This is a genomic window from Escherichia sp. TW09308, assembly GCF_000208565.1.
In the GTDB taxonomy this organism is placed as follows: domain Bacteria; phylum Pseudomonadota; class Gammaproteobacteria; order Enterobacterales; family Enterobacteriaceae; genus Escherichia; species Escherichia marmotae.
This window is the reverse complement of the sequence record NZ_AEME01000001.1, coordinates 2,712,428-2,733,444: the sequence shown is the minus strand read 5'-3', so window position 1 is coordinate 2,733,444 and position 21,017 is coordinate 2,712,428. Positions and strand designations below refer to the sequence as shown.

Sequence of the window (21,017 nt, the reverse complement as noted above, 5' to 3'; positions counted from 1 at the left end):
GGCATTTGTCGGGGTTTTTTATTTTTGTTGCGCGAAGGCTGACAACATTTTTCTGGCTTCGCAGTTTGTCGCCTGCATGACCATCCACGGACTGAACGCCCACGGTGTGGCATCAATACTGCGTAATACTTCCGCTAAATCACACCATTGATAATCGATCACTTCATCATCGTTGAGCTGTAACGTACTGGTAATTCGTGCGGCAAATACCGGGCATACTTCATTTTCGACAATGCCATTCGGGTCAGTGGCGCGATAGTGGAAGTCTGGATAAACCGGTTCGGGTGGTGTTATTTCTACGCCCAGTTCATAGCGGCAACGGCGGATCACCGCCTCTTCATTGCTTTCACCCAGTTGCGGATGTCCGCATACCGAGTTGGTCCACACACCTGGCCACGCTTTTTTGTTTAGTGCACGGCGAGTAACCAGCAATTGTCCTTTGGCGTTAAATAGCCAACAGGAGAACGCGAGATGTAAGGGGGTATCAGCCGTGTGTGCAGCATATTTTTCCAGTGTTCCCGAAGGGACTCCCTGTGTATTCAGTAAAATGACGTGTTCCGTTGGCATAATTTCTCACATGTAATTCTAATCATTCGTCATTATAGATAACTAAAATGTTAAATGATTAACCAAGTGAGTGTTATCGGCAACCGCCCGTTTTGAGCGGATGCCGACAGAGGAATGTCAGCTAAAAAAGCAGCATCATATATTTGAAGCGACTTTCAATAGCCATTGCAACACAGTCAGAAATGACAGGAATGGAGATCATAAAGAGCAATAACAGGCTGAATATAGCGCGCATTACAAGATTCATATTATTCACCATGCTCATTTTTCTTCAGCTTGCGCATCAGAAGCCACATACGTACTGTCCTGACTTTTAAATCTTTATCAGAGACAGATTCTTTCACCAAATCGGCATGATGCTGATAGCCATTAAAGAAAACGTTCAGCACAACAGCGCTAAGGGTTGCCAACATAATGCCGCTATGCAGCAATGGTTGTAGTACGGCTGGTAACTTAGAAAAGAAATCGTGAGAAAGCGTTGGGGTCATGCCCACGCCAAGGCTGATTGCCACAATATAGAGGTTGTAACGGTTGGTGGTGTAGTTACAACGCGACAGAATACGGATCCCTGTCGCCAGCACCATGCCGAACATGACAAGCCCTGCGCCACCAAGTACAAATTGCGGAATGGAAGCTACCAGCACTGCCATTTTGGGCACCATACCGAACAGAATAAGAATGATCCCGGAAGAGATACACACCCAGCGACTGTGAACGCGTGTTACGCTGACCAGACCGACGTTCTGCGAAAATGAGGTATGCGGGAAGCTGTTAAATGTACCGCCAATCATTGTTCCGACACCATCTACGCGCAGCCCGCGAATAATGTCTTGTGAAGAAAGTTTTCGACCAACAATTTCCCCCAAAGCCAGGAACATCCCCATCGACTCAATAAACACGATGATTAACACGGCGGTCATGGTCAGAATGGAAACAGGATCGAAAACTGGCATACCAAACGACATTGGCGTGACAATGGCAAACCACGATGCATCATATAATCCGGACAGATTTACTTCGTTCATCATCCATGAAAGGAAGAAGCCAAATACAATCCCCAGTAATACGGCGACGTTGGACATAAATCCTTTCGCATAGCGAGTAATGAGCAAGATAAAAATTAAGACTGCGAAAGAGATGCCTAAATAAACGGGATTGCCATATTGCGGATTGCCTTTACCACCAGCAGCCCAGTCAATACCAACCTGAATAATACTCAGCCCGATAGAGGTAATAACTACACCGGTAACCAGCGGTGGGAACAAAGGCATTAAGCGACCAATAAGTGGTGCTAATAATGTTGTGATAAACCCTGCTGCGATAGTCGCGCCAAAAATCCCCAGCAGGCCGATATCGGGGTTCATCCCAATGGCAATCATTGGCGTTACAGCCGCAAAGGTCACCGACATAATCACCGGCAGGCGGATCCCCATAAAGCGGCCGACACCGATACATTGCAATAACGTGACGATCCCGCAGCAAAAGAGATCCGAGCTAATAAGCATTGCTATTGCTTCTTTGGAGAGGCCGAGTCTGTCACCAATCATCAGTGGTACAGCGACCGCGCCTGCGTACATAACAAGGACGTGTTGCAGACCGAGTATGATCAACTTTCCTGGTGATAATATACGGTCAACCTCATCAGTGGGGCAGTCTTGCCCTGAAGATGAGGGTAATTGGGAATCTATGGCGCTCATCAGTCATTCTCCTTTCGCTCGCCAGAGTAAAAAGCAACCGTTTACGTTAATAAAACTGTCTAATGACATGCTCGTGGGATGCCAGTTTTAGCGATGAGAGGGAGTTATAGAATGGAAATGCGGAGGCAATCACATAATCGCGGTTAAACCGAAAAAGTGAGAAAATAAATGGGCAGTGAAATTATCTCTAATTTTCTCATATTGATATTTCTTTAATCATTCTGGCATGTCGGACTCTCGCATTTAATGTTTTTGAGTCGGATACTTCTGTTTTTTGTAATGATGTTTAATGAATGAAAGCAGCATATATTGGGGGGCAATAATTTGATCTCAGTAGCAAAATGATTATTAAATCGGGCATGTTCTATAATATATGCCCGTTTATTGCATCGCGACATTTGAGAAGACATAACTCATCAAATGAAAGGGATGCAAATGAATAAGTTTATCGCTGCTGATGCTGCGGAATGTATAGGCTGCCATGCCTGTGAAATTGCCTGTGCGGTGGCACACAATCAAGAACTCTGGCCGCTGAGTCATCGTGACTTTCGACCCCGTATCCACGTTGTTGGGAAAGGGCTGGCGGCTAATCCGGTGGCCTGCCATCATTGCAACAATGCTCCCTGCGTTACGGCTTGTCCGGTAAACGCTCTGACTTTTCAGCCCGATAGCGTACAACTGGACGAACAAAAATGTATTGGTTGTAAAAGATGCGCAATCGCTTGCCCCTTTGGGGTCATTGAGATGGCCGATACTATTGCGCAGAAATGTGACCTTTGTAACCAGCGCAGTTCCGGCACGCAAGCTTGTATTGAGAGTTGTCCAACACAGGCGTTACGGCTGATGGATGATAAAGGGTTACAGCAGATAAAAATGACCCGCCAGCGCAAAACGGCAGAAGGAAAAGCGTCAGAGGGAACTCCTCCATCCCGCCACGCGGCGTTGCTCCCTGTTAACCCACGCAAAGGCGCAGATAAAATTCCAGCGAATGAGCGGAAAAAACATTTTGGCGAAATTTATTGCGGGCTGGATCATCAACAAGCGGCTTATGAAAGCGAGCGATGTGTTTATTGTGCCGGGAAAGCCAACTGTAACTGGTTTTGCCCACTGCATAATGCGATTCCCGACTATGTTCATCTGGTACAGGAAGGGAAGATTATTGAAGCGGCAGAACTCTGTCACCAGACCAGCTCCTTACCAGAAATTTGCGGCAGGGTATGTCCACAGGACAGGCTTTGTGAAGGCGCATGTACGTTAAAAGATCACTCTGGCGCTGTATCGATCGGGAATCTGGAACGCTACATCACCGATACCGCGCTGGCGATGGGCTGGCGTCCCGATGTCAGCCTGGTTGCTCCCCGCGTGGAAAAAGTGGCGGTGATTGGCGCAGGGCCAGCGGGGCTGGGGTGTGCTGATATTCTGGCACGCGCGGGCGTTCACGTTGATGTCTTTGATCGTCATCCAGAAATTGGCGGTATGCTAACGTTTGGCATTCCTCCGTTCAAGCTCGATAAAAGGGTATTAAGCCAGCGGCGTGAGATATTCACCGCAATGGGAATCGACTTTCATCTCAACTGTGAAATTGGCCGCGATATCTCTTTCAACGAGTTAACGGTGGAATATGACGCAGTTTTCCTCGGTGTGGGGACTTACGGGATGATGCGTGCAGATCTGCCGCATGAAGACGCTCCCGGTGTCATTCAGGCGCTACCGTTCCTGACCGCCCATACCCGCCAGCTTATGGGATTGCCGGAGTCTGGAGAGTATCCGCTGACGGAAGTTGAAGGTAAGCGAGTCGTGGTATTGGGCGGGGGCGATACGACTATGGATTGTTTGCGTACTTCCATCCGTCTGAATGCCGCCAGTGTGACCTGTGCTTATCGTCGTGATGAAGTCAGTATGCCGGGTTCTCGCAAAGAGGTGGTCAACGCGCGCGAGGAAGGCGTTGAGTTTCAGTTCAATGTTCAGCCGCAATATATCGCCTGTGATGACGATGGGCGTTTAACTGCGGTGGGTCTGATTCGTACTGCAATGGGGGAGCCTGGGCCAGATGGTCGCCGTCGTCCACGTCCGGTGGCGGGGTCGGAGTTTGAGCTGCCCGCCGATGTTCTGATTATGGCCTTTGGTTTCCAGGCACATGCGATGCCGTGGTTGCAGGGCAGCGGAATTAAACTTGATAAATGGGGCCTGATTAAAACCGGCGACGCGGGATACTTATCTACTCAGACGCATCTGAAAAAAGTCTTTGCGGGTGGTGATGCCGTTCACGGCGCGGATCTGGTTGTTACCGCAATGGCCGCAGGAAGGCAGGCGGCGCGCGATATGTTAACTCTGTTTGATACAAAGGTATCGTGATGAAATCGTTAATTATCGTTAATCCGGCTGACTGTATTGGCTGCCGTACCTGTGAAGTTGCCTGTGTAGTCGCTCATCCGTCTGAACAGGAGTTGAATACCGATGTCTTTTTACCCCGGCTGAAGGTACAGCGGCTGGACAGCATTAGTACGCCAGTGATGTGCCACCAGTGCGAAAACGCTCCTTGTGTTGGCACTTGTCCCGTGCAGGCGTTGAGCATAGGGGAGCTGATGGTGCAGGCAAACTCTGCCCGCTGCATTGGTTGTCAGAGTTGTGTTAGTGCATGCCCATTTGGGATGATCACTATTCAGTCGTTGTTCGGTCATACCCGGCAACAAATCGTGAAATGTGATCTCTGTGAACAGCGGGAAGAGGGGCCAGCCTGCGTTGAATCTTGCCCGACGCAGGCTTTGCAGTTGCTGACCGAGAGAGAACTCAAGCGAGTTCGCCAGCAGCGTATTGCAGCCAGCGGTGCGAATCCTCTTTGATAAAAACCTCCGCGCTGAAAGGCGCGGAGAATCGTTTAGATTGCCCAACCACCCGCGTAAAACGCGACCAGCGCGGCGGTAATGATAACAGTGCCGATATTCAGCTTGTGCCATTCGCGAGCAAAGACGCGACCTACGACCAGCGTCACAAACCCCAGCATAATACCGGTGACGATATTACAAGTCAGGACGATGAATACCGCGCAAACCAGCCCTGCCATTGCATCAATAAAGTCATTGAAGTCCAGCTTTGAGACGTTGCTCAACATCAGTAGCCCAACGTACATCAGCGCGGGGGCGGTGGCATAACCGGGGATCAGAAACGACAGCGGAGATAAAAACAGAATCAACAGAAACAGAACGCCAACCACGGTTGCGGTTAAACCGGTTTTACCCCCGGCTGCGGTCCCGGCCGCTGATTCGATATAAACTGCCGCAGGTGCTGCACCCACCAAACCGGAGAATATTGAACTTACCGAGTCACTGGTCAGGGCTTTGCCCCCGTTGATAATCTGGTTGTCTTTATCCAGCAGATTCGCCTGGCCGGCTACGGCACGGATGGTGCCGGTGGCGTCAAACACGGCGGTCATCACCAGCGCCAGTACACTCGGAAGTACGGTTGGCTGGAGCGCGCCCATAATATCCAGACTGAAAATCAGAGACTTACCATCTTCGCCAGTCAGGCTCGGCATTGCCACCAGACCGTGGTATTTCACCGCCGGATCAAAGATTAAGCCGATGATCGAGATGGCGATAATGACCAACAAGATCCCGCCTGGTATGCGGCATTTTTCCAGACCGAAAATCACCGCTAATCCCAGCAAGCTCATCAGCACCGGGAAGGAGGTAAACGCGCCGAGCGCAACCGGTAAGCCTTCAATCGGGTTTTTGATAACCATACCAACACCGTTAGCGGCAATCAGTAGCAGGAAAAGACCAATACCGATACCTGTACCGTGTGCAATACCCATCGGTAAATTACGCAAGATCCAGGTACGAATACCTGTTACGGAGATGGCGGTGAATATCAACCCCATCAGAAAGACCGCACCCAGTGCTACCGGAACGCTAATTTGTTGCCCGAGCACCAGACTGAATGCGGTAAATGCCGTTAAGGAAATGGCGCAACCAATCGCCATTGGCAGGTTAGCCCATAACCCCATCAGCAGGGAGCCAAAGCCTGCGACCAGACAGGTGGCAACAAAGACCGCTGCGGGAGGAAAACCTGCTTTACCCAGCATTCCCGGCACTACGATAACGGAGTAAACCATCGCCAGGAATGTGGTCAGGCCTGCCAGAACTTCCTGGCGAACGGTACTGCCACGAGCGGTAATTTTAAAATAATTATCCAGGGCGCCCTGTGGCTTTGATGCGTCCGGTGTTTGTAGGATGTCTCCAGACATAATGATGTCCTCACGAGGTTTATTATTAGTTACGTTCGTACACCAGACGACCATCAACGTAGGTGCGGTAGATCGAACGATCATCGCCCAGCGTCATCATCACGAACAATTTATCGACTAAAGATACAGAGTTGTCATAGCGCAGTTGCTGTAGCGGTGTGGCAGTGGGTTCCATCACCACAAAATCAGCCTCTTTGCCTGGTAAAAAATTGCCAATCAGGTTGTCAAGGCCCAGAGATTTCGCGCCGCCGAGCGTGGCAAGGTAAAACGCTTCATAGGCTGAGAGACGATAGCCCTGTAATTGCAACACTTTGTAGGCTTCGTTCAGTGTTTGCAGCATGTTGAAGGTGGTTCCGGCACCGATATCGGTTCCCATGCCCACTTTGACTTTCTTCTGCCATGCTTTTTGCAGATTGAATAAGCCGCTACCGAGATAAAGGTTGGAGGTCGGACAGAAAGCGATGCTGGATTGAGTTTCGCTAAGGCGATCCCACTCTTTTTCTTCCAGATGGACGCAGTGAGCAAAGACGCAGTTTTTACCGGTCAGACCGTACTGGTGGTAAACATCCAGATAACCATCATGTTCAGGATAAAGTGATTTCACCCAGGCAATTTCATCTTTGTTTTCACAGAGATGGGTATGTACCCACGTATCGGGGTACTCTTTTTTCAGGCGTTGCGCCATTGCCATCTGTTCGGGCGATGAAGTGGGGGCGAAGCGTGGCGTAATGGCGTACAACAGACGACCATTTTTGTGCCAGCGTTTGATCAGCTCTTTGCTTTGCAGGTAGCTGCTTTCGGCGGTATCAAGCAGATAATCCGGCGCGTTGCGATCCATCATCACCTTACCGGCAATCATGCGCATATTGATATGACTGGCGGCTTCAAACAGTGCATCAACGGATTGCGGATGAACCGTACCAAACACCAGTGCCGTGGTTGTGCCGTTACGTAAAAGTTGCTTGATGAAGAACGCCGACATTTCACGGGCGTACTCTAAATCCTCATAGCGACGTTCAGTAGGGAAGGTGTGTTTATTCAACCATTCCAGCAATTGTTCGCCATAGGCACCGACCATTTCACTTTGCGGGTAATGGATATGCGTATCGACAAAGCCCGGTACTATCAGTTTGCCGCGATAGTCGCGAACGCGAATGGTGTCAGGAATTTGATGCTTGCCGTCTTCCCATTCGCCAAACCATTCCACCTTCCCCTGTTTAATGAGTAATAAACCGTCCTCAATAAAACGCAGCGCAGAGGCAATCTCTTCCGGGTTATCGACTGTACGGGTGACATCAATAAAACTGCCTCGTACTGCTTTTAACGTGTGTTCTCCTGACATCATTGACTCCTTTATTGTTAATCCATCTCTTCCGCTGAGGTAATACCCGGCAGAACGCTTTCCTGTCGGTAGCCACCAGGGAGGATAATATTTAATAAAATCGCAGTTAACCCGCCTGCACAAATAGGGTTTTCAACTAATACATAAATTGAGGCAGGTAATATTTTAAAAATTTCGGGGTCGTAGGAGACGCCAAGTCCTAAACCTAAAGAAGTGGCGACAATAAGTGTTTCACGGCGTTTTAATCCGTTGGTGATAATGATGCGGATACCGGCGATGGCAATCATGGAAAACATCAGCGTCATTGCCCCACCCAGAACTGCTGAGGGAATGGTAGTGAAGAAGCCGCCGATCATCGGAAATAACCCGAGGATAACCAACATTACCGCGATGGTTCGCCCGACATAACGTGAGGCGACGCCGGTCATCTGAATAACACCGTTATTTTGCGCAAAGGTAGTTAATGGTAATGAGCCGACTGCGGAGGCGATAACAGAAACCAGACCATCAGCCAACACGCCGCCTTTCAGACGTGATTGATATTCTTCCCCCTGAATGGGTCGGCGGGAAACCATTGCCGTGGCGGTGATATCGCCTACTGCTTCCAGTACGCTAAGTAGATAAATCGTGCCGACCACCAGGAACTGATGAAAGTTGAAACTAAATCCGTATTTGAAGGGATGCGGGACGGTGATTAACGGCAGATTGCGCATACTGCTGAAATCTACCATTCCCAGGCATAAGGATGCGATATAGCCGACACATAGCCCAATGGCGATCCCGCCCATGCGTAACAACGGACTGCGGCAGCAGTTAAAGCCGATCACCACAATCAGAACCAATAAGCCAACGCCGAGGTGTTCGTAATTGCCGAACGTACCGCTGCTTTTGGCTGCAAATCCACCACCAAAATCAATAATGCCGACTTTAATCAGACTTAAGCCGATCATCAGCACCACAATACCGCTGACGGTGGGGGAGATAACCCGACGTAAATAGGGCAGGATAAAAGAAGAACCGACAACCAGAAATGCGCCAACGAAGGAGACGCCGAGTAGCGACGACATGATTAATTCTTCGTGAAAACCGTTACTTTTCATGCTGCTGCCTAGCGCAATCATGACCGTAACAAATGAAAAATTAACGGATTGAATTGAGAGCAAACCGGAACCCACAATACCGTAACGGTTTACCTGTAACCAGGTGCCAATGCCAGAGGCAATCATCGCCATAGAAACCAGATAGGCGGTCGTTTCTGCAGAAAGCTGTAAAGCCGCACCAACAATTAATGCGGGGGTCACCATCGGAACAAAAATTGCCAACAGATGGGTAATGGCACCAACAATAGCCTGATGAAAGGGAGGGCGATCCTCCAGTTCAAATATAAGGTCGGAGCCTGCATGGTTTATATCAGACATCCCTTCACTCCTTTTAAAGTAAATTTGATCATCTGAATCAGTAAAATAAATACCCACGAATTTGGGGCGCAGGACGCCTTGAGAACGGCTTATCTCATTTTCGCAGTTACTAATTAGTTATCTTTAATACAAGGGAAACAGGCCGCCGAAGCGGCCATTAATTACTTATATTTTTTTCAGCGCGGTAAGTATTTTCTCCGGTGTGAAATGCCATTCGCGTAGCCAGATGCCGCAGGCATCGTGAATTGCGGTGGCAATTGCTGGTGCTGCACCATTTACGCCAATTTCTGAGATCGATTTTGCTCCGAATGGACCGACTTTATCGTCGCTCGGCACCAACACGGCACGGAAATCACGCGGGATGTCACCAATTTTGGGAGCACCGTAGCTACGTAAATCACGTGTTAACGGGTGTCCTTCGGCGTCATAAATGATTTCTTCGCTCATACTGTGTCCGATAGCACGCAGGGTAGCTCCATAGATCTGTCCCAACGCTAACTCTGGGTTAACTGGCGTACCGCAATCCAGCAATGCGTAGAATTTGTCCAGGCGGATTTCACCGGTACGCGTGTTGACGGCAACTTCAGCAAAGTTTGCGCCATACGGAAAGGCGAAATCAGGCGTGATGTAGCAGGCTGTTCCCACCAGCGAACCAAAACCAGTACCGGTTTCGCCTTTATGGGCAATATCCCCGAAACTGACTTCGCCTTTCTTACCACGAACGACACCTGGCGTTGCCAGTTGGACATCTTCCAGTGGTTCATCAAGCATTTGTGCGCCATGAAAGAGAATTTTCTCGCGCAGATTTTCTGCCGCCATACGCGCCGCGTTGCCTGAGAAGCAAGTACCAGACGAGGCATAAGCGCCTTTGTCAAACAATGCATGGTCAGTATCACCGGAGATAACATGCACATCCTGAGGTGGACAGTGCAGCACTTCTGCTGCCAGTTTTGTCACTACGGTATCCAGGCCGGTTCCGATATCAGCACCACCAGAATGGACAATAAAGGTGCCATCAGATTCCAGTTTGATCATGCAGTTAGCCTGATCGATATCCGGGATCCCCGATTTCTGCATGATAATGGCGACGCCACGACCTGTGCGCCAGTCACCTTCCTGTGATTTCGGTGAAGACCATTGGATCATTTCACGACCCTGACGCAGGATCTCTTCCAATGCGCAACTGGCAGCAGAAGGAACGGAGGTTGGCGCTTTACCTTCACCAATCGCACCGAGGATCTTCAGCTCTTGCCCTTCATGTACCCGGTTACGTTCGATAATTTCCAGTTGATCAATCTGTAATTGTTCAGCAAGTTCTGCTAACGCCATGGTGATAGCAAAGTTACCTTTTGGCGCGCCATAGCCCTGATAAGCACCATTTGGACAAATGTTGCTGTAGTAGGTGGTGACCTGAAAATCGACGTTATCGCACGGGTACAGCGGCAACGACAGCGCCGGTCCGTTACACGGTACGGTGAGTGAGTGGTTGCCATAAGGGCCCGTGTTGGCGCGGAAATCCATTTTCACTGCCGTCAGGCGACCATCTTTTTTTGCCCCCAGTTTGACAGTGACTTTCGCGACGTGACGAGAGGTGTTAGCAATAAACTCTTCTTCACGGGTGTAGTGGAACAGTACCGGACGCCCGGTCACACAGGTTGCCCAGGCGCACACTTCCTCCAGCAGGATGTCCTGTTTGGAGCCGAAACCGCCGCCCACGCGTTCTTTAATGACATGAACTTTATGCTGTTTCATACCAACGAGACGCGCTACCTGACGGCGCAGGTGCCACGGTACTTGGGTGGAGGCGTGGATCACCAGCCGATCGCCATCCATACGGGTAAAGCAGATATGTGTTTCAGTCGGGCATTGTTGTGCCTGAGTTGAATTATAGGTTCGCTCAATGATCACATCAGCATCAGCGAAGCCTTTGTCCATATCACCGATATGACCATGAATGCTGGCGGCAATATTTTTACGTGGGCGAGAACCGATAGGGAAGTTAATGATCATATGCTCGCCGCGCTGGGCCGCGTGGCTATTGTCTTCTTCCAGCGTCTCTGGCGCACCAGCGACGTACACCACCGGTTCATCGTGAACGACAGGGGCATCTTCCGCCATTGCTTCGTCAATCGACATTACCGGTTTAAGCACTTCATATTCAACGTCAATGAGCTTCAGTGCTTCGAGCGCAATTTCTTCACTTTCGGCAACGATCGCAGCAACGCGATCGCCAACGTGACGCATTTTTTTGCCGAACATGCGACGGTCGAGCGGTGAAGGTTCTGGCGCGCTTTGACCACCAGGAGTGTAGTAAATATCCGGGCAGTTGAGATGAGTGATAACGTGAACGACGCCCGGTAAGGCTTCGGCTTTGCTGACATCCAGATGAGTAATCAGTGCGTGAGCATGTGGGCTGCGTAACATTTTAATGACGCAGGCGTCAGCCGTTACGCGGTCTTCAACATAGCAGGGTTTCGCCTGCACCATTTTAGCAGCATCGGTTTTGGGGTAGTGCTTGCCAATAACTTCAAGGTCGTTACGGAAAGTGGGGGCGATGTCAATCGTGGCACGCGGGTTATTTTTACGCGCAATAGCCAGTTCAATGACTTGATAGTATTGCTGCCAACCCGCATCGCGGCTGAACAGACCAGAAAGCGCGTCGTCGATCTCTTCGCGGGTTGGCTCGGCAATGCGATCGAGTAGATCGGTAATAATCAAAGATGCTGCCGGATCGTTATAACCGGACTGCACCACGCCAACATCAACCATTGCCTGTTGAACCAGGCTTAATTCGTTCCATTTGCCTAAGGATTCTGCGGTGCGAATGTTTGCTTTTTCTAACTGTGCTGCAATCAGCAAGGAGGCATTAACGATGTTGCCGTTAAAAAGAATCGCATCAGAACCGGCGAAACCGAAACCATCATCACTGTTGCGCACGGAGTGCATACCCATACCAAACAACAGCTTTTGCACGTTTTCGCCAGGGTTAACGGTTAGCCCCTGGGGTGCGCCATTTAAAGTAAAGTGGATGATCATACGGCTTCCTCCCCAGCCTGTTGGCAGTCGGCATAAAGGTCGGCCACCAGAACTCCCGTGATATAGCGTTTATACGCTACGCTCCCCCGCAAATCTTCCTGGGGGAAAATGGCGTTGGCGACGGCCTGTTCAAGTGCATTGCCTTCCAGGTTTTGTTTTTCGACATCGTGCAGGCGCAGGGCTTTACTGGCAACGCCATCCAGCGCAATTCGCAGTCCGTCGTGGTCAGTTAATGCAACGGCTGCAGTCACCACTGTTAACCCCGCCCGGGAACGGCTAATTTTACGGGTCGCACAGGTGCGATACGGATCTTTAATGATGATTTCGGTTAGCAGGCGATCGCCCGGATCGGCCAGATAGCTCTCAATCGACAACGTTTCGCCATTGCCAAAGACCAGTTCTGCATCCAGTGCTAACAGAACCGGAAGAAGAACGGACTCTTCCTGCCGGGCCGCTATTTCGCCGCCGATAGTCGACTGATTTCGTACATGACGAGAGTAGACAAAGCCGAGAGCTTCACGCAGTGCCACTGGAATAAATCGCGCATCGCGCAGTGGTTGTAAGCGCGACATTGCGCCAATACGCAGTGCGCCGTTATCCCAGTCAATCCAGTCCAGTTCCAGATCCTGCAAGGAAATAGCAATTTTTTTATTGGTACGGGTTGGCGTGGCGTTGAGTTTGCTGCCCCCGGCAAACCAGACGGCTTCATCCTGGTAGCGGCGCTTCAGTTCCAGCGCCTGTTCTACAGAGTCGGGCCTGAAAAATTGTTCAATCATCTTCTTTCCTTATTTAACCCTCTTCCCTGAAGGAAGAGGGTATAGGTCATTTATGCCAGCGCATCCATCCGACGCCACATACTGGCAGCGGCTTTTCTGGCTTGCGCATAAATGGAATCGCAATCGAAGTTAAACTGACGATCTTCGTAGACCATCACGCCGTTAACCATCACGCTGTTAACGCTGCCTGAACCCATACCGAAGGCGATGTGGCCTGCAATATTGTCTGCCAGCAGCGGCGTTGGCGAGTTGTAATCGCAAATGGTTAAATCTGCTTTATAACCGGCTTCCAGAAGGCCAAATTTCGCACCAAAGTTGCGGCTCATCAGTTCGTTGCCGTTAGTCAGCGCTCTGGCAAAACTGTCTGGCCACAGTGGGCCACCAGAGTCACGATGTTTAAAGAAGGCGAATTTCATCTCTTCAAACATGTCTGAACCGATGCCGTCAGTTCCCAGTGCCAGATTGCGAATGTCGCTAAGATGATGGTTGTAACCAACATGGTTGTTCATGTTTGAACGGGCGTTATGTACCAGGAACGCGTCACGTTGGTTAAGCAGGGCAATATCCTCTTTCGACAGATACAGTCCATGAGCGACCAGCGTTTTGCTATCGATGAGATCGAATTGCGCCAGGCGTGCCAGCAGATCTTTTCCGTACCTGTGGTGACTGTAAGAAACGTCGTAAAGGTCTTCCGCAGCGTGTATGTGTAAACCACGGCCTGTGGCTTTCACTGCTTCGCGCAGCATTTCCAGACCAACATCTGGCACGGTAAACGGCGCGTGAGCACCGATATGCGCTTCTACCAGATACGGCTCGCTTGCCGCTTTCTTCGCGTCGTCAATCTGACGGGCGAAACGGATGTTTTCCTCTACCCCATCCTGCAACTCTTTAATACCGTTATTACGATCTGTTGTTTCAAAACAGGTCATCGCACGTAGACCAACTTTTAGAAATGCGTTGCGCAACGTCGAGAGCGATCCGCCGATATAAGCCGGAGAGGCATGGTGATCGATAACCGATGTACATCCGCTCTTAATCGCTTCCAGTGAACAAATCAGCCCGCTGTAATAGAGCGACTCTTCATCAAGGGCGCGATCGAGTCGCCACCAGAGATTTTTTAGCGTTGAGATGAAGTCCGGGCAGGGGGCAATATTCGCCATAATTCCGCGGGAAAGCCCCGAGTAAAAATGGTTGTGCGAGCATACGATCCCTGGCATCACAATCCGGCCATGCATCTCTTTGTAGCTGGCTTCAGGGTAGCGGTGTGTCAGGGCGTTGCCGATAGCGATAATGACATCATTTTCGATGGCGATATCGACGCCTTCCTGCACTTTCGCCGGGTGTAGCTGTACTGCAGTGACATTCTTAAGAATCAACATGATTACACCTCCACGCGGCCCAGCAGATAATGATGATGCTGGTGAATATGGCTGATAATGCGGCACATATCGTTCAGCTCTGGCGGTACGTTGTTGAACTGGCCTTCGCTATTAATGTTCAACACCCAGCTTTGGTTATTCAGACGTACGCTTACCCGATCATCTTCCACCAGGAAGCCAGGGTTGCTGCTGTTATCAAAGTCTTGCGACAGACTGAAGACGGTGATTTTGTCTTTGTACGGTTTACCGTTCCATGGACAGAACTGAGCACAGTTACCGCATTCGTTGCAGTAGGCATCAAGGTGCAGCGTCTGGAAACGGTTCTGGAAGCCAGGAACCGCAATTGAGATGTTGGCGCGGTTCGGGCAGACATCCACACACTTGCTGCAAACGTAGTTACATTCAAGGCAGCGCGCGGATTCCTGAGCGACAAATGCGTCACGATCATCGCTGTTCACCAGGGTGACAGAGATGTCGCCTTTACGTTGGTAGATTTCTGCCGGGTTAACGTTGTTCCAGTATTTATCGCGCTGGTGGGAACGGATATTTTCCCGGCTAAGGATGGCATCGGCTGCCCGACGAGCGGTGCTGACAGCGGCAACGATCGAGGACGGCCCGCGTTGTACGTCACCGATCATAAAGACGTCAGTCAGACGGGTTTCGCCGTTATGGTCGACGTCAGGCCAGCCGTTTTTGTCCAGTGGCACACCCATCGCATTCAGGGCTTCGGTATCCTGCTGTTCGCCAATGGCAGTAATCAGGCTGTCTACATGCAGCGTTACCGTTTCGTTGGTTTCAACCGGACGGCGGCGACCTTTCTCATCAGGTTCGCCAAGTGACATGACGCGCAATGTTAAGGTGCCATCAGCATCGAAACGTTGCGGATTGTTCAGGAAACGGAACTCCACGCCATCGTGCAACGCTTCTTCATACTCTTCGCGCCACGCGGGCATCTCTTGCAGTGAACGACGGTAAACCACAGTTGCTTTTTCTACGCCCGGAACGCGTAACGCTGCTCGCGCGCAGTCCATTGCGGTGTTGCCCGCACCGACAACCACTACATGTTTGCCAAGGTTGAGCGCCGTACCTTTATTGTACTCGCGCAGGAAGGGGAGTGATTTCCAGATATTCTGGTTGTCGCCTGCCAGTTTCACACCGCTGTTTTTATCGGTGCCGGTAGCAATCAGAACGTAGTGGTAGCCCTGATTCTTTAACTGCTCGACGGTCAGTTCCGGTGAGCAGCCATACTCAAATTTCACACCGTGATCGGCAACAAAATCGATATCGTGCTGAATTAACTCTGCCGGAATACGGAACTGAGGAATGATATTTTTCACCACGCCGCCTGCGTTGGCTTCGCGTTCAAATAACGTAACCGGATGACCCGCTCTGGCAAGGAAGTAACCGGCAGCCAGACCTGCTGGACCCGCGCCAATCACGGCAACCGGATGGCGTGAACCGGAACCGGCAGGTTTGTGCCAGCGTTGCTTATACTCATCCCAGCCTTTTTCCAGGGCGACTTTTTTCAGTTCGCGGATATTCAGTGCGCTGTCGTAATCGAGGCGGGTACAGTTGTACTGGCACTGATGATCGCAAATGTGGCCGGTAATGGCGGGCAGCGCATTACGTTGGTAGATGAGTTCCAGCGCATCGGCATAGCGATGTTCGCCCAACAGTCGAATGTATTCCGGAATATCTTGTTTGATGGCACAGGCAGTGACACATGGAGCAACGTAGCAATCGGTCAGCGGTAGATCTTCTGCCACTTCAATACGCTCTTCTGGCTTCCAGTGTTTTTGAGTGTATTCCATGGTTAATGCATCTGCTGCCAGCTTGCTCAGTCGTTCAACGTCAACGTGGTTAAGCCCCCAGGCGTCTGACCCTTCCAGTTCGCGCATACAGGCGCTTAAACGCAGATAGCCGCCAGGTTTCAGCAGGTCGGTTGCCATAGTGATCGGGCGAATACCGGTATCGAAAATATCGCGGATCGTCAGTTGGCTCGCACCACCGGAGTAAGAAATTGGCAGTTTGCCGTCAAAGGCACGAGACAGAACGGCTGCAACATTGATAGAGAGTGGGAACAGCGCGCGACCCGACATATACATCTCTTCACCAGGCAGTGCGCCTTTATTGTTGATAGTGCCGAGGGTGTTAGTCAGTTTGACGCCAAAGCCGAGTGATTTCTCTTTTGCCAGCGCCATCAGGCGTTCCAGCATTTCCAGTGCCTGCGCCAGCTTGAGGTCATGATCAAATGATTCTTCTTTTAAGCCGATGTAATCGAAGCCGCAGCCATCGAGAATCTCGCGAACACGAGCGTAACCTAATAAAGTTGGGTTGAGTTTTACAAAGGTATTCAGCTCTTTTTCTTCCAGCATGTAGCGGCAAATGGCTTCGATTTCATGCGGAGGGCAACCGTGCATGGTGGAGAGAGTAACGCCTTGTACCATGCTGGTGGGGATGCGTGCCGGTAATGCCTGTAAATGTTCGCGTTTATCCTGCAAATCGTGACGAGCCAAAAACGCGTCATCCTGAAGCAGTTTATTAAGCGTATCGCGGTATTGAGCGAATTTCGGATGGTCAGATGCGTCCATCATATTATCGATGAACTGCTGCATTGGCGGCTGCTTAATACCGTCGAGGTTGTAACCGACGCTCATATTAAAGATGAACGACTTGCCTGATTCTGAAGGCTGGAACAGGGCTTCAAGCAGATGCAAGGCAAACCAGGCTTTAAGGTATTCATCCCACGCTTTAAGCAGAGTGAATTCGGTAGACCATTCGGTGTTAAAACACTCGTCTTCGGCATCGATACAGGGTTTTTCCAGCTCCAGACGGTCAAGAATTTGTACAGTTTTTAGTTCGATGAATCGTCCGCCGGTCAGCCAGGAGGTGACGATGTTTTGTGCGAGCTGTGTGTGCGGTCCGGCGGCTGGGCCGACGGGGGTAGCACAGGTTTCACCGAAGACGCTAACAGATTTACCTTTTACGGGTGAGTAAAACTGTTGTTCGGGAATACCAAAGATTGAGCGTTGTTGTTGGTACTCATCAAATATGCGCGTCAAAAGTTCCTCAAACGGAATGGGACGCATAATATCCCCCATAACCCTCTCCTTAGCTTATACAGATATCATTGAGTGACCGGTATTGATAAATCCGGTGGTTTAAGGGGATAGAGCAACAATCGCACCACTCTTGCCCGGTTTGCCCGGAAATATAAAAAAATGTGAAGCACCTCGAAACTTAATGGTTTTTTGTGAATGATCTCACAGGTGCCAAATGAGAATTAAAATCACTCCTTAACGTTATTATTCTTATGGCTTTTATCATCTTTTCTCATTTCTCAAAAACAGTGGTTCCTTATCATTATGATAAAGGAGTGGATGGTGGGTTAAATATTTGAACGCAATCGTTTAGCTTGATTTTCTAAAATTAAGTATGCCATTTTTGCGCATTAATAAAGTCATCCGGAGTATCAATATCTAAAATTATTTCTTCATTTTCCATCTCGACGGAATAATGTTCACCCATGCGTAATGCCTGACGCATATTGATTACATTGGGGCGTTGTATTGCCTGCATCAGGCTCGATTTTGAGATTAAAATGGGATGGCCAGGGATACCATTGTGTAGCGGGAGTATTGCACCGCTGTTACGTAACTGCCAGATTTTTAGGAAAATATCTCTATTTAGAGTTGGCATGTCACCATGGGTAATAAAGCAATGCTCTGTTTGCACTTCGTGGGCCGCTGCCTTCACCGAGGTCAGTAAACCCTGCTCATAATCTGGATTATAAATAAGAGTAATATTGGCAGTATGTGCGTAGCGATGATGCAGTTCATTGGCGCGAAAACCTGTGACTAAAATAATTCGGCTACAAAACTGCAACGCATTTTTGATACTTGCATCAAGAATTGTTCCTTGCTGCCAGGGTAACATCATTTTCCATTGTCCCATTCTTGATGATAATCCGGCAGCGGTAATTATACAGTCGATAGCTGGCATAGTCGTTCCATTATTTATATTGGGTAATAACGTCTGGGGATTACGTTACTTCCTGGTTAATGAATTTGTGGGGTTAATTTATCCCTGAGAGGACTATAAAGATTTGTGAAAAGTATAATTGACCCATCAGCGTTATTCATTGACTTAGACGTGCAGAAACGTCCTGCTGTGATTTCAGTTGTTGGCGCAGGGGGGAAAACCAGTCTGCTTTTTTGGCTGGCAGAGGTACTCCGGGCTAGTGGCAGACGTGTGTTAATTACTACGACTACGCATATGTTTATGCCAGTTTCTCATTGGCCTGTAGTTTTTTGCCGTGATCCTGCAACACTTCCTCATGCGTCTCTCACATCCCCCATTTTATTTTGTTTTCATCGTTGGAAAGCGATACAGGGGAAAGCACAGGGATTTTCGCCAGATGCCATTGATGCACTGGCGCAACGGTCGGAATGTGACGTAATTCTCATTGAGGCTGATGGCTCGCGTGGAATGCCGTTAAAAGCGCCGGATGAGCACGAACCTTGCATACCACGAAGCAGTTGTTGCGTGATTGCTGTGATGGGGGGGCATGTTTTAGGCGCAAAAGTTGGCGCGGAAAATGTCCATCGCTGGCCGCAGTTTGCCGACATTACTGGCCTGACGCCGGGGGCGACCTTGCAACTTAGCGATCTTGTTGCCCTGGTTCGCCATCCGCAAGGTGCGTTTAAAAACGTGCCATCAGGGTGTCGGCGGGTCTGGTTTATTAACCGTTTTTCTCAATGTGAGAATGCGATTGCGCAAAGCGAACTACTCAAACCACTGCAACACCACGACGTAGAGGCAATCTGGCTGGGCGATATACAAGAGTATCCTGCAATCGCGCGCAGATTTGTGAATTAGCGACCTGGGTATTCCGGGTTACTGAAAGGATATCGATTGAGGTTGGTATGAATATTTTCACAGAGGCTGCAAAACTCGAAGATCAAAATTGTCCGTTTGCTATGGCGCAAATTGTGGATAGCCGAGGCTCTACTCCCCGCCATTCTGCACAAATGTTAGTGCGTGCCGATGGTTCCATCGTTGGTACGATTGGTGGAGGAATGGTTGAGCGTAAGGTGATTGAAGAGTCGCTACAGGCATTGCAGGAACGTAAGCCGCGATTATTTCATGGACGAATGGCCCGTAACGGCGCGGATGCCGTCGGGTCAGACTGTGGAGGCGCAATGTCAGTGTTTATCAGCGTGCATGGTATGCGGCCACGTCTGGTGTTGATCGGCGCGGGGCATGTTAACCGGGCGATTGCCCAGAGTGCTGCGCTATTAGGGTTTGATATTGCTGTTGCCGATATTTATCGCGAAAGCCTCAATCCTGAACTTTTCCCGCCAGCAACCACGCTTCTACATGCCGATTCGTTTGGTGCAGCGGTAGAGGCGCTGGAAATTCGACCTGATAATTTTGTTCTCATTGCCACGAATAATCAGGATCGTGAAGCTCTCGATAAACTTATTGAACAGCCCATTGCATGGTTGGGGTTACTGGCAAGTCGCCGCAAGGTTCAGCTTTTCCTGCGTCAATTGCGTGAGAAAGGCGTGGCTGAAGAGCATATTGCCCGTTTACATGCACCGGTTGGTTATAACATTGGTGCGGAAACGCCGCAGGAGATCGCCATCAGCGTGTTGGCAGAAATATTACAGGTGAAAAATAACGCGCCGGGCGGGTTGATGATGAAACCTTCGCATCCTTCCGGGCATCAACTGGTGGTGATTCGTGGCGCGGGAGACATTGCCAGTGGAGTGGCGTTACGTCTGTATCATGCGGGTTTTAAAGTGATCATGCTGGAAGTTGAAAAGCCGACGGTGATTCGTTGTACCGTAGCGTTTGCCCAGGCCGTGTTCGACGGTGAAATGACAGTTGAAGGTGTTACTGCTCATTTGGCTTCGACCCCTGCGGAGGCGATGAAACTGACTGAGCGAGGATATATCCCGGTAATGGTGGACCCTTCCTGTTCGCTGCTTGATGAACTGAAACCGCTGTGCGTGGTAGATGCCATTCTGGCGAAACAGAATTTGGGTACGCGTGTGGACATGGCACCGGTAACAATTGCGCTCGGGCCTGGTTTTACCGCAGGAAAAGATTGCCATGCGGTTATTGAAACAAACCGTGGGCACTGGCTGGGACAGGTGATCTACTCCGGTTGTGCGCAGGAGAATACCGGTGTTCCAGGTAATATTATGGGGCATACCACCCGGCGGGTTATTCGCGCTCCGGCGGCGGGTATCATGCGCTCGAATGTGAAATTAGGCGATCTGGTAGAAGAGGGGGATGTTATTGCCTGTGTTGGCGATCATGAAATTAAAGCGCCGTTGGCCGGTATGGTGAGAGGCTTGCTGAACGATGGGCTGGCTGTCGTCGGCGGTTTTAAAATCGGTGATATCGACCCTCGTGGCGAAACGGCTGATTTCACCAGCGTTTCTGATAAAGCCCGGGCGATTGGTGGTGGTGTACTTGAGGCGTTAATGATGTTGATGCACCAGGGCGTTAAAGCGACGAAAGAAGTACTGGAAGTGGCTTAAATGAA

General features: G+C 50.0%; 15 protein-coding genes. 4 read left to right on the top strand and 11 right to left on the bottom strand.

All coding sequences use genetic code 11. The features are described 5' to 3' along the window. Window positions 1-18 precede the first annotated feature (18 nt). The 3 genes from idi to uacT all read right to left on the bottom strand — a co-directional run bounded on the left by idi (window position 19) and on the right by uacT (window position 2,264). Window positions 19-567 carry an isopentenyl-diphosphate Delta-isomerase gene (gene idi / locus ESM_RS0112995; RefSeq protein WP_001141886.1) on the bottom strand — a complete coding sequence of 183 codons (549 nt, stop codon included), beginning with the start codon at window positions 565-567 and terminating at the stop codon, window positions 19-21. 121 nt (window positions 568-688) lie between these two features. Continuing rightward, a complete protein-coding gene (yqfG, locus tag ESM_RS01000000124845; protein WP_010378596.1) occupies window positions 689-814 on the bottom strand; it encodes a protein YqfG in 126 nt (41 codons plus the stop codon). 1 nt (window position 815) lies between these two features. Continuing rightward, the gene (gene uacT, locus ESM_RS0112985; protein ID WP_001517024.1) at window positions 816-2,264 is read right to left on the bottom strand and encodes a urate/proton symporter UacT; all 1,449 of its coding nucleotides are present in this window, start codon (window positions 2,262-2,264) and stop codon (window positions 816-818) included. Window positions 2,265-2,699: 435 nt separating this feature from the next. On the opposite strand from uacT, the gene ygfT reads away from it, so the two are divergent. Then, on the top strand, window positions 2,700-4,619 hold the full coding sequence (gene ygfT / locus ESM_RS0112980; RefSeq protein WP_010378594.1) for a formate-dependent uric acid utilization protein YgfT: 1,920 nt from the start codon (window positions 2,700-2,702) through the stop codon (window positions 4,617-4,619). Further along, entirely contained in the window at window positions 4,619-5,107 is a 489-nt protein-coding gene (locus tag ESM_RS0112975; RefSeq protein WP_000838436.1) for a 4Fe-4S dicluster domain-containing protein, read from the top strand. The genes ygfT and ESM_RS0112975 overlap by 1 nt, the downstream gene beginning before the upstream one ends. Before the next feature lie 35 nt (window positions 5,108-5,142). Here the strand turns inward: ESM_RS0112975 and ghxQ are convergent, their stop codons facing one another. The 8 genes from ghxQ to mocA form a co-directional block, all read right to left on the bottom strand. Continuing rightward, complete coding sequence (gene ghxQ, locus ESM_RS0112970) at window positions 5,143-6,510, bottom strand: guanine/hypoxanthine transporter GhxQ (protein WP_000012179.1); 1,368 nt, start codon at window positions 6,508-6,510, stop codon at window positions 5,143-5,145. A 25-nt stretch (window positions 6,511-6,535) separates the two neighbouring features. Next, complete coding sequence (gene guaD / locus ESM_RS0112965) at window positions 6,536-7,852, bottom strand: guanine deaminase (RefSeq protein WP_010378591.1); 1,317 nt, start codon at window positions 7,850-7,852, stop codon at window positions 6,536-6,538. A 17-nt stretch (window positions 7,853-7,869) separates the two neighbouring features. Next, a complete protein-coding gene (gene xanQ, locus ESM_RS0112960) occupies window positions 7,870-9,270 on the bottom strand; it encodes a xanthine/proton symporter XanQ (RefSeq protein WP_001280175.1) in 1,401 nt (466 codons plus the stop codon). 165 nt (window positions 9,271-9,435) lie between these two features. Further along, window positions 9,436-12,306: a molybdopterin-dependent oxidoreductase Mo/Fe-S-binding subunit gene (locus ESM_RS0112955; RefSeq protein WP_000583667.1), complete on the bottom strand. Its 2,871-nt coding sequence runs from the start codon at window positions 12,304-12,306 to the stop codon at window positions 9,436-9,438. After that, window positions 12,303-13,082 carry a molybdopterin-dependent oxidoreductase FAD-binding subunit gene (gene ygfM, locus ESM_RS0112950; protein WP_000572480.1) on the bottom strand — a complete coding sequence of 260 codons (780 nt, stop codon included), beginning with the start codon at window positions 13,080-13,082 and terminating at the stop codon, window positions 12,303-12,305. Before ygfM ends, ESM_RS0112955 begins: the two co-directional genes overlap by 4 nt. 50 nt (window positions 13,083-13,132) lie before the next feature. After that, window positions 13,133-14,461 carry a putative aminohydrolase SsnA gene (ssnA, locus tag ESM_RS0112945; protein ID WP_000906234.1) on the bottom strand — a complete coding sequence of 443 codons (1,329 nt, stop codon included), beginning with the start codon at window positions 14,459-14,461 and terminating at the stop codon, window positions 13,133-13,135. Between the two features lie 2 nt (window positions 14,462-14,463). Beyond that, window positions 14,464-17,562: a putative selenate reductase subunit YgfK gene (gene ygfK, locus ESM_RS0112940; protein WP_000502356.1), complete on the bottom strand. Its 3,099-nt coding sequence runs from the start codon at window positions 17,560-17,562 to the stop codon at window positions 14,464-14,466. 328 nt (window positions 17,563-17,890) lie between these two features. Continuing rightward, window positions 17,891-18,463 (bottom strand): molybdenum cofactor cytidylyltransferase, encoded by a 573-nt coding sequence (mocA, locus tag ESM_RS0112935; RefSeq protein WP_001110887.1) that lies wholly within the window; start codon window positions 18,461-18,463, stop codon window positions 17,891-17,893. Window positions 18,464-18,568: 105 nt separating this feature from the next. Between mocA and yqeC the strand changes: the two genes are divergently transcribed. Both yqeC and yqeB read left to right on the top strand, forming a co-directional pair. After that, the gene (gene yqeC / locus ESM_RS0112930) at window positions 18,569-19,339 is read left to right on the top strand and encodes a selenium cofactor biosynthesis protein YqeC (protein ID WP_010378585.1); all 771 of its coding nucleotides are present in this window, start codon (window positions 18,569-18,571) and stop codon (window positions 19,337-19,339) included. 47 nt (window positions 19,340-19,386) lie between these two features. Beyond that, a complete protein-coding gene (gene yqeB / locus ESM_RS0112925) occupies window positions 19,387-21,012 on the top strand; it encodes a selenium-dependent molybdenum cofactor biosynthesis protein YqeB (protein WP_001020352.1) in 1,626 nt (541 codons plus the stop codon). The last annotated feature ends 5 nt before the right edge of the window (window positions 21,013-21,017 follow it).

Bases quoted from the DNA above. Each gene is read 5' to 3' on its own strand.
- ygfM (WP_000572480.1), bottom strand. From the start codon at position 13,082: ATGATTGAACAATTTTTCAGGCCCGACTCTGTAGAACAGGCGCTGGAA.
- ygfT (WP_010378594.1), top strand. From the start codon at position 2,700: ATGAATAAGTTTATCGCTGCTGATGCTGCGGAATGTATAGGCTGCCAT.
- ESM_RS0112975 (WP_000838436.1), top strand. From the start codon at position 4,619: ATGAAATCGTTAATTATCGTTAATCCGGCTGACTGTATTGGCTGCCGT.
- guaD (WP_010378591.1), bottom strand. From the start codon at position 7,852: ATGTCAGGAGAACACACGTTAAAAGCAGTACGAGGCAGTTTTATTGAT.
- idi (WP_001141886.1), bottom strand. From the start codon at position 567: ATGCCAACGGAACACGTCATTTTACTGAATACACAGGGAGTCCCTTCG.
- ESM_RS0112955 (WP_000583667.1), bottom strand. From the start codon at position 12,306: ATGATCATCCACTTTACTTTAAATGGCGCACCCCAGGGGCTAACCGTT.
- ghxQ (WP_000012179.1), bottom strand. From the start codon at position 6,510: ATGTCTGGAGACATCCTACAAACACCGGACGCATCAAAGCCACAGGGC.
- ygfK (WP_000502356.1), bottom strand. From the start codon at position 17,562: ATGGGGGATATTATGCGTCCCATTCCGTTTGAGGAACTTTTGACGCGC.
- yqfG (WP_010378596.1), bottom strand. From the start codon at position 814: ATGAATCTTGTAATGCGCGCTATATTCAGCCTGTTATTGCTCTTTATG.
- yqeB (WP_001020352.1), top strand. From the start codon at position 19,387: ATGAATATTTTCACAGAGGCTGCAAAACTCGAAGATCAAAATTGTCCG.
- xanQ (WP_001280175.1), bottom strand. From the start codon at position 9,270: ATGTCTGATATAAACCATGCAGGCTCCGACCTTATATTTGAACTGGAG.
- uacT (WP_001517024.1), bottom strand. From the start codon at position 2,264: ATGAGCGCCATAGATTCCCAATTACCCTCATCTTCAGGGCAAGACTGC.
- ssnA (WP_000906234.1), bottom strand. From the start codon at position 14,461: ATGTTGATTCTTAAGAATGTCACTGCAGTACAGCTACACCCGGCGAAA.
- mocA (WP_001110887.1), bottom strand. From the start codon at position 18,463: ATGCCAGCTATCGACTGTATAATTACCGCTGCCGGATTATCATCAAGA.